Raw genomic sequence first — 12,601 nt, 5'->3', positions numbered from 1 at the left:
TGTTCACCCGATCACTGCCGGCCTGGCGGCGTGATTCATTACATTTCGTCATTTTGCGAAAAAGTCCATCAAGCGCCCGGCGATGCGTTCAAGCGGGCGAATTTCCACCGCGGCATCAATGGCCGCAGCAGCCTTGGGCATGCCGTACACTGCGCTGCTGGCCTGGTCCTGGGCAATGGTCAGAAAGCCCTGCTGACGCATCAGCTTCAGGCCCTGGGCGCCGTCGCGGCCCATACCGGTGAGCAGCACGCCCACCGCATCGCCATTCCAGTAACGTGCCACGCTTTCGAAGAACACATCGATCGATGGCCGATAGATTTCATTGACAGGCTCGGCAGTGTAGGCCAGTTGGCCATTCTGTAGCAGGCGAATGTGGTGGTTGGTGCCTGCCAGCAACACCTGGCCCGGCTGCGGCGGCTCGCCTTCGCGGGCCAGGCGCACCGGCAGGCCTGCTGCGCTGCTGAGCCATTCGGCCATCCCTGCGGCAAACACCTGGTCCACATGCTGGACCAGCACGATGGCCGCCGGAAACGCTGCCGGCAAACCCTTGAGCAGCACTTCGAGGGCCGCCGGGCCACCCGCAGACGAGCCGATCGCCACCAGCCCGCGACGCTGGGAAGCCTCGCGCACGGGCGCGGCAACCGGCTTTGCGGCAGGGCTGCGCTGCTGGCCGACCAACCAGCCGATATTGAGGATCTTGCGCAGCAGCGGTGCCGCCGCTTCGCGGGCATCGCCAGCGCCCAGCGCCGGGGTATCGACCACGTCGAGGGCACCATGTCCCATGGCCTCGAACACCCTGTGCACATTCTGTTTGCGGTCCACCGTGACGATGACGATGGCGCACGGGGTTTCGGCCATGATCCGCCGGGTGGCCTCCACGCCGTCCATTACCGGCATGATCAGGTCCATCAGGATCAGGTCCGGCAATTGCTCGGCGCAGCGCTGCACCGCCTCGGCGCCGTTGCTGGCCACCCACACCACCTGGTGAGCAGGCTCCAGGGCGACCGCCCGGCGCAGCGCCTCGACGGCCATGGGCATGTCATTGACGATGGCGATCTTCATCCCTGAGCACCTCCGATCAGCTCCACCACAGCATCCAGCAACGCATCGTCGTGGAAACTGGCCTTTGCCAAATAGTAGTCGGCGCCTGCATCCAGGCCACGCCGTCGGTCTTCCTCACGGTCTTTATAGGACACCACCATTACCGGCAGCGACTGCAGGCGCTGGTCGCGGCGAACCAGGGTGACCAGCTCGATGCCGTCCATGCGCGGCATGTCGATGTCGGTGATCAGCAGGTCGAAGTCCTCGCCGCGCAGGGCGTTCCAGCCGTCCATGCCATCTACCGCCACCGCCACATCGTAGCCGCGGTTGCCCAGCAGCTTGCGCTGCAGCTCGCGCACGGTCAGCGAGTCGTCGACCACCAGGATGCGTTTACGGACCACGCCGCGGGCACCGCTGCTGCCGCGCTCGACGCGTTCCAGGCTGCCGGTGCTGAGCAGTTTTTCCACCGAGCGCAGCAAGTCTTCGACATCGACGATCAGTACCACCGAGCCATCATCGAGCAAAGCGCCAGAGGAAATGTCCTGCACCTTGCCCAGCCGTGGGTCGAGTGGCATCACCACCAGCACCCGCTCGCCCACCAGCCGCTCCACGGCCACGCCATACAGTTGCTCGCGCTCGCGGATCACCACCACGCGCAGGCTGGCTTCGTCGCTTTGCCCGGCCGGGCGGTTGAGCAACTGGCTGGCTGCCACCAGGCCGATATGCCGGCCTTCATGCCAGAAATGCTGGCGCCCTTCGATCTGTACGATCTGCTCGGCGGTCACCTCCAGCGTGCGTTCGATATGGGCCAGCGGGAAGGCGTAGGCTTCACCGCCCACCTCGACAACCAGGCTACGTACCACCGACAAGGTCAGCGGTACCTGCAGGTGGAAGCGGCAGCCCTGCCCCGCCACCTGGGTCAGTTCTATCGAGCCGCGCAGCTCGCGGATCATGTGCTGCACCGCATCCAGCCCCACACCGCGCCCGGACACCTCGGTGACCGTGTCGCGCAGGCTGAAACCAGGCAGGAACAGGAACGTCAGCAGTTCCGCCTCGCTCATGCGCGCCACAGTGTCGGCGGGCGACAGGGCACGCTCGACGATGCTGCTGCGCAGGCGCTCCAGGTCGATACCGGCGCCATCGTCGATCAGCTCCAGGCTGAGCATGCCGGCCTGGTGCGAAGCCCGCAGGCGGATCACGCCTTCGTCGGGCTTGCCCGCCAGCAGGCGCCGCTGGGGCAATTCGATGCCGTGGTCGACGGCATTGCGCAACAGGTGCGTCAGCGGTGCTTCGAGCTTTTCCAGTACATCGCGATCGACCTGGGTTTTCTCCCCTTCCACCACCAACCTCACCGGCTTGCCCAGCGAACGGCCCAGGTCGCGGACCATGCGGCTCTGCCCGGTCAGCACGTCGGCAAACGGCCGCATGCGGCAAGCCAGGGCCGTGTCATACAGCAACTGCGCACGCTGGCTGGCCTGCCAGCCGAACTCGTCCAGGTCGGCCGCCTGCTGCTGCAGGATCTGCTGGGTTTCCGCCAGCAGACGCTGGGTTTGCGCCAGGGCTTCGAGCACCTCGCTGCTCTGGCCACTGTCCTCGAGTTGCAGGCGCAAGCCGTCGAGCGCCTGCATGCCTTGGCCGTGCATGCGTTTGAGGCGTTGCAGGGTGGCCAGGTAAGGCTTGAGCCGCTGGGTTTCCACCAGCGACTTGCTGGACAGGTCGAGCAGACTATTGAGGCGGTCGGCGGTGACACGCAGTACCCGCTCGGCACCTTCGCCTGCGCGCTTGCCAGCCTTGCGCTGCAGAATCGGCTCGGGCTCTGCCTCTGGCTCCGGCGGTTCGGCTGGCAATACCGGGGGGGCAGACGGCAAGCTTGCCAACGGCGGCTCTGGGACCACGGGTGCAGCCAGCGGCGGTGCAGGCATCGCAGCGCCCGGGTCGAGCAGGCTGGCCATCTGCGCAAGAAACACCGGCAAGGTCGCCTGCGCCGCGGCATCGCCTGGCGTGGCGATACGCATCAGCAGGTCGGTCCCCTGCAACAGTGTGTCAATGTGCTCGGCGGTCAGCCGCAGCCGACCTTCCTGCGCCGCCACCAGGCAATCTTCCATGACGTGGGCAACGCTGACACCAGCATCCACCCCGACGATGCGCGCGGCCCCCTTGAGCGAGTGAGCGGCACGCATGCACGCCTCAAGCTGGTCGGCCTGGGTGGGGTTGCGTTCCAGTGCCATCAAGCCAGCACTCAGCACCTGGGTCTGCGCCTCGGCCTCCAGGCTGAACAGTTCGAGCAACGATGCGTCGCGCATTTGCTCTGGGGTCATGACAGGCTCCGCTGCACGGCAGACAGTAGGTGTTGATCGTCCAGCACCCGCACGCTGCGGCCGCGCCACTGCAGGACAGCAGCGGTGAAGCGTGAGGCGTCCTGGCCGCTGCCCAGCAGCAATGGGTCGAGCCGGTGAATACCGTCGATTTCCTCGACGGCCATCACTACAGGCCCACCTGCGGCAGCCAGAATCAGCATGCGGGGCATGGCCCGACCGCTCCGTTGCTCGGCGGTGCCGGCCTGCACACCCAGCAAATCAGCCAGCGACAGGCATGGGACCAACGCACCGCGGACATTGGCAACCCCCTGCAGCAGCCGCGAGCGCTGGTGCGGCAGCGAATGCACAGCCTGTAGCGGGGCGATTTCGGCCAGGCTGGCAGTGGCCAGCGCCAGCCATTCTTCGCCCAGTCGAAATAGCAGCATGGAGCGGCCGGTGTTTTCTTCGACCTGTTGTACCGCTGCTGCCTGGTGATCCGGCATCAGCGCATAGCGGTCGAGCAAACGCGTAGCCGCAGCGGCATACACCTCGCAATTGCGGCAATGAACATGCCGCTCCAGCAGCGGGCACTGCTTGTCGCCGTGCACGCCAATACGGTTCCAGCAGTCGTCGATGTGCGCGTCATCCTCGGCGAGCAGTTGCAACGCGGATTCAGTGTTCATCGTTCAGGCTCCCGACCAGCCCGCACTGCGCGATCCTGCAGGCGCCGGGCGCCGGCCAGATCGCCCTGGGCCGCCAGCAAGGCGGCCAGGTGCACCAGCGCTTCGGGGTGCTGTGGTTCCAGGTACAGGGCCTTGCGATAGTGGGTCAGCGCCTGCTGCGCATCGCCCTCGGTATCACTGAGCAGCCCCAGCCAGTAGTACACCTGGGCGGACGGCGGATACTGCTTCAGGTAGCGCTGGCATTCTTCACGCGCCTGTTCGCTGGCGCCGGCATTGGCCAGCCGGGCAATGCTGGCCAGCAACTCGCTGGCGGCCTCGGGCTTGTGCTCACGGGCTGGCGCAGGACGGGTCACCGCCGGCAGCACCCGCAGCGGGCGCCGCATCGGCACGCCGGGCGGCGGATAACCTGATGCGGGTAAAGTCGCCAGCGTCCGCCTCGCGGGCTGGGCGGGTGTCGCCGGCAACGGGGTGCTGTTACCTTGCTGGCGCACATAGGCAAACGACTGGGCGATCCCTAGCGGACGCATGCCCAGGCGCGCCAACAAGCTGCCTTCGGCCGGGCCGATGAACAGCACACCCTGTGGATGCAACAGGCGCTTGAGCACTTCGAACACACGCTGTTGGGTAGGCACGTCGAAATAGATCAACAGATTGCGGCAGAACACGAAGTCATACAGCCCATCGCGGCTGGCCAACGCCGGGTCAAGCACATTGCCCACCTGCAGGCTGACCTGCTGACGTACCCGTTCATGCAGGCGGTGGCCTTCGTCCAGCGCATCGAAATAGCGTTCGCGAAAGCCCAGTTCGCTGCCACGGAAAGCATTGCGGCCATACACAGCCTGCCCGGCCTTGGCTACCGAGTTGGGGCTGATGTCCATGCCATCAATGATGAATGCGCCCGGCGCCATGCCGGCGTCGAGCAAGGCCATGGCCAGCGAATAGGGTTCCTCGCCGGTTGAGCAAGGCAGGCTGAGCAATCGCAGTGGCCGCGCGCCCGCCAGTTGGGCCTGGCGTTTGTGGGCCAGGCTGCCCAGTGCCGTGAAGGATTCGGGATATCGGAAAAACCAGGTTTCCGGGACGATCACCGCTTCGATCAGCGCTTGTTGCTCATCCGTCGACTGCTGCAGACGCAGCCAGTAATCTTCCAGGTCCGCCGCGCCCACGGCAACGCAACGCTGGCGCAGTGCGCGTTCGACCATGGGCGCGCCCACCGACTCCACGTCCAGGCCGATACGCTCACGCAGGAAGCGGAAAAAACGCTGCTCGTTCATGTAAGCATCCCTGTCGGGTCTTGCGTGTACAGCAATTGGTGCACGGCGTCGGTCAGCAGGTCATTGACTTCGATGCGCTGCAGCAGGCCCAGAGCATCCTGGCGCACCGGGCCCAGATATGGCGCTTCGCCCGTGTCCACGCCATAGGGCTGGAACTCGTCGGGTTGGCAACGCAGGGTTTCAGTGGCCTGTTCCAGGATCAGGCCAAGCTGCAGGCTGCCACGGTAGTGCACCAGCACCAGGCGCGTACTGGTGCGTTGCGCCGCAGGTTGGCCAAAACTCAGCGCGGCAAGGTCGATCACCGGGACCAGTTGGCCGCGATGGGCGAGGATGCCCGCGACCCAGGCAGGTGCCTGGGCAATCGGCTTGAGCGGCTGGCGCGGCAGCACCTCGATCACCTCGTGTACGCTCAGGGCAAAGCGCTGCTCCCTGAGGCGAAACTGCAGGTACAACTCACCCTTGACGTTGTGCACGGGTGCGGCGCGCGGTTGCAAGTCGTTCATCGCGGTCAGACTTTGAAACGCGACACGCCGCCACGCAGGCCGGCGGCCACCTGGCTCAGTTCATCGATGGCAAAACTGGCCTGGCGCAGCGACTCGACGGTCTGGGTACTGGCATCGCTGAGCTGGGCCAGCGCCTGGTTGATCTGCTCGGCACCGGTGGCCTGGGCCTGCATGCCTTCGTTGACCATCAGCACGCGCGGCGCCAAGGCCTGCACCTGGTGAATGATCTGGCTGAGCTGCTCGCCCACCTGCTGCACTTCGAACATGCCACGGCGTACTTCTTCGGAGAACTTGTCCATGCCCATGACCCCGGCCGATACCGCCGACTGGATTTCACGCACCATCTGCTCGATGTCGTAGGTGGCCACGGCGGTCTGGTCGGCAAGGCGGCGCACTTCGGTGGCCACCACAGCAAAGCCACGGCCGTACTCGCCGGCCTTTTCCGCTTCGATGGCGGCGTTCAGCGACAGCAGGTTGGTCTGGTCGGCAACCTTGACGATGGTTACCACCATCTGAGTGATGTTGCTGGCCTTCTCGTTGAGGATACCGAGCTTGGCGTTGACCAGGTCGGCGGCGCCCATCACCTGATGCATGGTCTCTTCCATGCGCGCCAGCCCCTGCTGGCCGGAGCCGGCCAGGCTGGAAGCCTGATCAGCGGCGGAGGTGACTTCGGTCATGGTCCGCACCAGATCACGTGAAGTGGCCGCAATTTCCCGCGAGGTGGCGCCGATTTCGGTGGTGGTAGCTGCCGTTTCGGTGGCAGTGGCCTGCTGTTGCTTGGACGTGGCAGCAATTTCGGTAACCGACGTGGTCACCTGCACCGACGAGCGCTGTGCCTGTGCCACCAGGTTGGCCAGTGCCTCGGCCATTTCGTTGAACCCGCTTTCGATGGCGCCGAACTCGTCCTTGCGGTCCAGGCTCAGGCGCATGCTCAGGTCACCCGAGCGCAACCTGTCGAGCGCATGGACAATGCGCTGCATGGGAGCGGTGATGGCACGCATCAGCAACAGGCCACAAATGGCGGCCGCGACGATGGCCAGCAGCAGCGAAACCACCATGCTGCCTTTGGCCGTGCTCACGGCGCTGACAATCTCGCTGGTGGCGGAGGCGGCAGACGCCCGATTGAATTCGATCACTTCATTAAGGTGCTTGCGCCCTTCCACCCAGGCCGGCGTCAGCACCTCCATGATCAGCCGTTCAGCTTCGGCGTAGTTGTGCTGGCGATATGCATCCAGCACCTGATTGACGATCCTGAGGTAGTTCTCTTCCAGTTGCACGAAGCTCTCGAAGCGGGTCTGGTCGTCCTTGTCCTGGATGGTAGCCTGGTAGCTGGCCATGTGCTGCTTGAGACGGTCTTCGAAGCTTTTGAACAGTTCCATGTCGGCTGAAGTGATCTCACGGTGGTTGGACAGCCCCACCAGTTGCTGGCTGGTGACGTAGCTGTCGACCCAGGCGCTGCGGATCATCGAGCTGTAATAGACCCCGGGAATGCTGTCGGTCCCCACCGCCTGTTCGGCAGTTTCGATGGCCACCAACCGCGAGTAGGCGGCCACGATCATCAGCAGCATGATGGCGATGATCACGGCGAAACTTGCCAGGATCCGTTGGCGCAAGGTCCAGTTTTTCACATTCAGCCCTCAGGAATTCACAACGAGCGGGAAAAATCGCCGAAGTATAGCCCAGAGGCCTTACAGATTTGCGGGTGAAGTGAGGGCTAAACAGGCATACCTGCTGATGGACATGTCACTGGGGCTGCTGTGCAGCCCTTCGCGGGCACGCCCGCTCCCACAGGTATCAGCGAAATGTCGAAGGTTGTGATAACCCTGTGGGAGCTGGCTTGCCGGCGATGGGCTGCGACGCAGCCCCCAGTTATTGGCCCGCAGCAAGCCGTACCTGGCTTTCCAGCTCCTGACGCAAGCCTGGGTCCAGGCGCAGTTGGCGGGCCAGTTCGTCGAGGTAGGCACGTTCCATGTAGTTTTCCTGGTCGACCATCATCACGCTGGCCAGGTACATCTCGGCGGCCATTTCCGGCGTTTGCGCGGCGCGGGCCACTTCGGCCGGGTCCAGCGGCTTGTTCAGCTCGGCGTGCAGCCAGTGCTGCAGCTCGCGGTCGCTGTCCAGGCGGGTGAACTCGCCCTCGATCAGCGCCCGTTCGCGCTCGTCGATATGGCCATCGGACTTGGCCGCCGCCACCAGCGCCCGCAGCACCGCCTGGCTGTGCTGCTCGACCTGTGCAGGCGGCAGGCGGTCGACGGTTTGCGGCTCGGCTGCGGCCCCGCGCTGATTGGCCTGCCAGTTGCCGTAGGCTTTGTAGGCGAGCACTCCCAGCGCGGCCAGGCCACCATAGGTCAGGGCTTTGCCGCCGTATTTTCGGGCTTTCTTGCTGCCCAGCAACAAGCCCAGAGCGCCGCCACCCAACAGGCCGCCACCGGCACCGGACAACAGCCCGCCAAGCCCACCGCCAGCGCTGCTGGACGTGTTGGCGCCCCCCTGTTTTTCGAGCATCTGCTGGCCGGATTTGAGGAGTTGATCAAGCAAGCCCCGAGTGTTCATTCATGTGTCTCCACGCAAGAAGATTCAACCGCCAGAGTAAGGCTTGCCCGAACGCACGCCATCGCGGATTTGCTTCCGGATGTTGCATTGGCTGGCAAAAAGCCAACTAGACTCGATATCGCCAATACCTCGCGCGATCGCACTACGCTTATAACAATTGCTTCACGGCTTGCTTGATGACTGCCCCGAACAAGATCTCCAAAAAGAGGGAACACCATGTCAGTGCACAAGACCGCATTGCTCGGCGCCATGACCGGTGCCGTGCTGGCCAGCGCCAGCCTGCAGGCTGCCGAACCGCCCAAGGCCCTGGGGCCTGGCGAGGGGCGCCTGGATATCGTCGCCTGGCCCGGCTATATCGAGCGCGGTGAAAGCGACAAGGCCTATGACTGGGTGACCGGCTTCGAGAAGGAAACCGGCTGCAAGGTCAGTGTGAAGACCGCCGCCACCTCGGACGAGATGGTCAGCCTGATGACCAAGGGCGGTTATGACCTGGTCACCGCCTCGGGCGATGCCTCGCTGCGGCTGATCGTGGGCAAGCGCGTGCAGCCGATCAACACCGCCCTGATCCCCAACTGGAAGAACATCGACCCGCGCCTGCAGAACGGTGGCTGGTACGTGGTCGACAATCAAGTGTACGGCACGCCATACCAGTGGGGGCCGAACGTGCTGCTTTACAACACCAATACCTTCAAGCAGGCCCCCACCAGCTGGGGTGTGGTGTTCGAGCCGCAGAACCTGCCCGACGGCAAGCCCAACAAGGGCCGCGTGCAGGCCTACGACGGGCCGATCTATATCGCCGACGCGGCGCTGTACCTGAAGTCCACCAAGCCCGAACTGGGCATCAAGGACCCCTACGAGCTGAACGAGGAGCAATACAAGGCCGTGCTGGAACTGCTGCGCCAGCAGCAACCGCTGATCCATCGTTACTGGCATGACGCCACGGTGCAGATGAGTGATGTGAAGAACGAAGGCGTTGTCGCCTCCAGCTCCTGGGGTTACATGGTCAATGGCCTGAAGGGCGAAAACCAGCCGGTGGCCTCGACCATTCCCAAGGAAGGCGCGACCGGCTGGGCCGACACCACCATGCTGCACAGCGAAGCCAAGCACCCCAACTGCGCCTACAAGTGGATGGATTGGTCATTGCAGCCGAAGGTGCAAGGTGATGTGGCGGCCTGGTTCGGCTCGTTGCCGGCGGTGCCGGCGGCATGCACCGGCAGCGAACTGTTGGGGGCCGAAGGTTGCAAGACCAACGGTTTCGACAATTTCGACAAGATTGCCTTCTGGAAGACCCCGCAGGCCCAGGGGGGCAAGTTCGTGCCGTATAGCCGCTGGACCCAGGATTACATTGCGATCATGGGTGGGCGCTGAGGTTGCCTGAATGCCTGTACTGGCCCCTTCGCGGGCAAGCCCGCTCCCACAGGCTGATCACCGCCTGTAGGAGCGGGCTTGCCCGCGAAGGGGCCGGAACAGGAGAAACATCGATGTCCGGAGCCCACGCATGCCCCTAGCCGTCCAGTTCACCCAGGTTTGCCGCACCTTCGGCGAGGTCAAGGCCGTCGACCAGGTCAGCATCGACATCATCGATGGCGAGTTCTTCTCCATGCTCGGCCCTTCAGGTTCGGGCAAGACCACCTGCCTGCGCCTGATCGCCGGCTTCGAGCAACCCACCAGCGGCTCGATCCGCATCCACGGTGTCGAGGCCGCTGGGGTGCCGCCCTACCTGCGCGACGTCAACACTGTGTTCCAGGACTACGCCCTGTTCCCGCACATGAATGTCCTGGACAACATCGCCTACGGCCTGAAGGTAAAAGGCGTGGCCAAGGCCGAACGCCACAACCGCGCCGAAGAAGCATTGGCCATGGTGGCCCTGGCCGGCTATGGCGCGCGCAAGCCAGCGCAGCTGTCTGGCGGCCAGCGCCAGCGCGTGGCCCTGGCCCGCGCCCTGGTCAACCGCCCACGGGTATTGCTGCTGGATGAGCCGCTGGGCGCACTGGACCTTAAGTTGCGCGAACAGATGCAGGGCGAGCTGAAAAAGCTGCAACGCCAGCTGGGCATCACCTTCATCTTCGTCACCCACGACCAGACCGAGGCCCTGTCGATGTCCGACCGGGTCGCGGTGTTCAACCGCGGCCGTATCGAACAGGTCGACACACAGCGCAATCTGTACATGAAGCCCGCCACCCCCTTCGTCGCAGAATTCGTCGGCACGTCCAACGTAGTGCGTGGCGAGCTGGCCATGCAGCTCAACGGCAGCCCGGCGCCCTTCTCCATCCGCCCCGAGCACATCCGCCTGGGCGACCTTGTGGTGACCAGCCACGAAGTGCAGGTAAGCGGCCTGTTGCGCGATATCCAGTACCAGGGCAGCGCCACCCGCTACGAGCTGCAACTGGACAGTGGCCAGCTGTTGGCGGTAAGCCAGGCCAACGACCGCTGGCAAGCACAAGCCCACCCCTGGCAGCCCGGGCAACGGGTGCGGGCACACTGGCCACGCGATGCCATGACAGTGCTGCAGGAAACCGAGGCCCACTGAAATGAGCACACTGCGCAGCCTGGCCAACCTGCTGTACCGGCGCCCAAACCTTTACCTGGCACTGCTGCTCATACCCCCGCTGACCTGGTTCGGCGCAATCTACCTGGGCTCGTTGCTGAACTTGCTGTGGCAAGGCTTCTATACCTTCGACGACTTCACCATGGCGGTGACCCCGGACCTGACCCTGGGCAACTTCGCCGCGCTGTTCAACCCGTCGAACTTCGACATCATTCTGCGCACCCTGGGCATGGCGGTGGCAGTGTCGCTGGCCAGCGCGGTACTGGCCTTCCCCATCGCCTATTACATGGCGCGCTATACCAGCGGCAAGACCAAGGCATTTTTCTACATCGCGGTGATGATGCCGATGTGGGCCAGCTACATCGTCAAGACCTACGCCTGGACCCTGCTGCTGGCCAAGGGCGGCGTGGCCCAGTGGTTTGTCCAGCAGTTGCACCTGGATGGCCTGCTGCAAGCGCTGCTGGCCGTGCCCGGTGTGGGCGGCAGCACGCTGTCGACCTCCCACCTGGGGCGCTTCATGGTATTCGTGTACATCTGGCTGCCGTTCATGATCCTGCCGATCCAGGCCGCGCTGGAGCGCCTGCCGCCTTCGCTGCTGCAAGCCTCGGCAGACCTTGGCGCACGGCCTGGGCAAACCTTTTTGCAAGTGATCCTGCCGCTGTCGATCCCGGGCATCGCCGCCGGCTCGATCTTCACCTTCTCGCTAACCCTGGGTGACTTCATCGTGCCGCAGCTGGTCGGCCCGCCCGGCTACTTCATCGGCAGCATGGTCTATGCCCAGCAAGGGGCGATCGGCAACATGCCGATGGCCGCCGCGTTCACCTTGGTGCCCATCGTGCTGATTGCGGTGTACCTGTCCATCGTCAAGCGCCTGGGGGCCTTCGATGCACTCTGAAAAAGCGTCTACAGGGCTGCGCCTGGCGGCTTGGGGCGGGCTGCTGTTCCTGCATTTCCCGATCCTGATCATCTTCCTGTACGCCTTCAACACCGAAGACGCGGCATTCAGCTTCCCGCCCAAGGGCTTCACCCTGAAATGGATTGGTGTGGCCTTCGCCCGACCCGATGTGCTGGAGGCGATCAAGCTGTCGCTGCAGGTGGCCTGCCTGGCCACGCTGATTGCCCTGGTGCTCGGCACACTGGCGTCAGTCGCACTGTATCGGCGCAACTTCTTCGGCAAAGAGAGCATTTCGCTGATGCTGATCCTGCCCATTGCCTTGCCCGGCATCATCACCGGCATCGCCCTGCTCTCGGCGTTCAAGACCTTGGGGATAGAGCCCGGGGTGTTCACCATCGTGGTCGGCCACGCCACGTTCTGCGTGGTGATTGTCTACAACAACGTGATCGCCCGCCTGCGGCGCACCTCGCAAAACCTGATCGAAGCGTCGATGGACCTGGGCGCCGATGGCTGGCAGACCTTCCGCTACATCATCCTGCCCAACCTCGGCTCGGCGCTGCTGGCCGGCGGCATGCTGGCTTTTGCCCTGTCGTTCGATGAAATCATCGTCACCACCTTCACCGCCGGCCACGAACGCACCCTGCCGATCTGGCTGCTCAACCAGCTGAGCCGACCGCGCGACGTGCCGGTGACCAACGTGGTCGCCATGCTGGTGATGCTGGTGACCATGCTGCCAATCCTTGGCGCCTATTACCTGACCCGCGGCGGCGAAAGCGTCGCGGGCAGTGGCAAATGACACTGGAGGAGCCC

The 12,601-nt window shown here is 64.3% G+C and carries 11 protein-coding genes; 4 read left to right on the top strand and 7 right to left on the bottom strand.

Annotated elements, in window-relative coordinates; translation table 11 throughout:
• Positions 1-48 precede the first annotated feature (48 nt).
• The 7 genes from wspF to OZ911_RS05355 form a co-directional block, all read right to left on the bottom strand.
• Positions 49-1,062 (bottom strand): Wsp signal transduction system protein-glutamate methylesterase WspF, encoded by a 1,014-nt coding sequence (wspF, locus tag OZ911_RS05385; RefSeq protein ID WP_016485168.1) that lies wholly within the window; start codon positions 1,060-1,062, stop codon positions 49-51.
• A complete protein-coding gene (locus OZ911_RS05380) occupies positions 1,059-3,359 on the bottom strand; it encodes a hybrid sensor histidine kinase/response regulator (protein WP_070086570.1) in 2,301 nt (766 codons plus the stop codon). The genes wspF and OZ911_RS05380 overlap by 4 nt, the downstream gene beginning before the upstream one ends.
• The gene (locus OZ911_RS05375) at positions 3,356-4,021 is read right to left on the bottom strand and encodes a chemotaxis protein CheW (protein ID WP_016485166.1); all 666 of its coding nucleotides are present in this window, start codon (positions 4,019-4,021) and stop codon (positions 3,356-3,358) included. Before OZ911_RS05375 ends, OZ911_RS05380 begins: the two co-directional genes overlap by 4 nt.
• Complete coding sequence (locus OZ911_RS05370) at positions 4,018-5,292, bottom strand: CheR family methyltransferase (RefSeq protein ID WP_070086569.1); 1,275 nt, start codon at positions 5,290-5,292, stop codon at positions 4,018-4,020. The genes OZ911_RS05375 and OZ911_RS05370 overlap by 4 nt, the downstream gene beginning before the upstream one ends.
• Positions 5,289-5,795, bottom strand: coding sequence for a chemotaxis protein CheW (locus OZ911_RS05365; RefSeq protein WP_016485164.1), 507 nt, complete (start codon positions 5,793-5,795; stop codon positions 5,289-5,291). The genes OZ911_RS05370 and OZ911_RS05365 overlap by 4 nt, the downstream gene beginning before the upstream one ends.
• A gap of 5 nt (positions 5,796-5,800) precedes the next feature.
• A complete protein-coding gene (locus OZ911_RS05360) occupies positions 5,801-7,423 on the bottom strand; it encodes a methyl-accepting chemotaxis protein (protein WP_016485163.1) in 1,623 nt (540 codons plus the stop codon).
• A gap of 241 nt (positions 7,424-7,664) precedes the next feature.
• Positions 7,665-8,348 (bottom strand): tellurite resistance TerB family protein, encoded by a 684-nt coding sequence (locus OZ911_RS05355; RefSeq protein WP_060517554.1) that lies wholly within the window; start codon positions 8,346-8,348, stop codon positions 7,665-7,667.
• A 216-nt stretch (positions 8,349-8,564) separates the two neighbouring features.
• On the opposite strand from OZ911_RS05355, the gene ydcS reads away from it, so the two are divergent.
• The 4 genes from ydcS to OZ911_RS05335 all read left to right on the top strand — a co-directional run bounded on the left by ydcS (position 8,565) and on the right by OZ911_RS05335 (position 12,587).
• Entirely contained in the window at positions 8,565-9,716 is a 1,152-nt protein-coding gene (ydcS, locus tag OZ911_RS05350) for a putative ABC transporter substrate-binding protein YdcS (RefSeq protein WP_023049204.1), read from the top strand.
• Between the two features lie 130 nt (positions 9,717-9,846).
• Positions 9,847-10,878, top strand: a complete 1,032-nt coding sequence (locus OZ911_RS05345) for an ABC transporter ATP-binding protein (RefSeq protein ID WP_268968582.1) — start codon at positions 9,847-9,849, stop codon at positions 10,876-10,878.
• 1 nt (position 10,879) lies between these two features.
• A complete protein-coding gene (locus tag OZ911_RS05340) occupies positions 10,880-11,791 on the top strand; it encodes an ABC transporter permease (RefSeq protein ID WP_016485159.1) in 912 nt (303 codons plus the stop codon).
• Complete coding sequence (locus tag OZ911_RS05335) at positions 11,781-12,587, top strand: ABC transporter permease (RefSeq protein ID WP_016485158.1); 807 nt, start codon at positions 11,781-11,783, stop codon at positions 12,585-12,587. Before OZ911_RS05340 ends, OZ911_RS05335 begins: the two co-directional genes overlap by 11 nt.
• Positions 12,588-12,601: the final 14 nt, after the last annotated feature.

This window comes from Pseudomonas fortuita (assembly GCF_026898135.2).
Taxonomy (GTDB): Bacteria; Pseudomonadota; Gammaproteobacteria; order Pseudomonadales; family Pseudomonadaceae; genus Aquipseudomonas; species Aquipseudomonas fortuita.
The sequence above is the reverse complement of the archived record's forward strand: the minus strand, read 5'-3'. Positions and strand labels throughout refer to the sequence as shown.

What these genes read in the sequence shown, in the direction of transcription:
- OZ911_RS05335 (WP_016485158.1), top strand. Translation starts at nt 11,781, where the DNA reads ATGCACTCTGAAAAAGCGTCTACAGGGCTGCGCCTGGCGGCTTGGGGC.
- OZ911_RS05365 (WP_016485164.1), bottom strand. Translation starts at nt 5,795, where the DNA reads ATGAACGACTTGCAACCGCGCGCCGCACCCGTGCACAACGTCAAGGGT.
- OZ911_RS05370 (WP_070086569.1), bottom strand. Translation starts at nt 5,292, where the DNA reads ATGAACGAGCAGCGTTTTTTCCGCTTCCTGCGTGAGCGTATCGGCCTG.
- OZ911_RS05355 (WP_060517554.1), bottom strand. Translation starts at nt 8,348, where the DNA reads ATGAACACTCGGGGCTTGCTTGATCAACTCCTCAAATCCGGCCAGCAG.
- OZ911_RS05345 (WP_268968582.1), top strand. Translation starts at nt 9,847, where the DNA reads ATGCCCCTAGCCGTCCAGTTCACCCAGGTTTGCCGCACCTTCGGCGAG.
- wspF (WP_016485168.1), bottom strand. Translation starts at nt 1,062, where the DNA reads ATGAAGATCGCCATCGTCAATGACATGCCCATGGCCGTCGAGGCGCTG.
- OZ911_RS05380 (WP_070086570.1), bottom strand. Translation starts at nt 3,359, where the DNA reads ATGACCCCAGAGCAAATGCGCGACGCATCGTTGCTCGAACTGTTCAGC.
- OZ911_RS05375 (WP_016485166.1), bottom strand. Translation starts at nt 4,021, where the DNA reads ATGAACACTGAATCCGCGTTGCAACTGCTCGCCGAGGATGACGCGCAC.
- ydcS (WP_023049204.1), top strand. Translation starts at nt 8,565, where the DNA reads ATGTCAGTGCACAAGACCGCATTGCTCGGCGCCATGACCGGTGCCGTG.
- OZ911_RS05340 (WP_016485159.1), top strand. Translation starts at nt 10,880, where the DNA reads ATGAGCACACTGCGCAGCCTGGCCAACCTGCTGTACCGGCGCCCAAAC.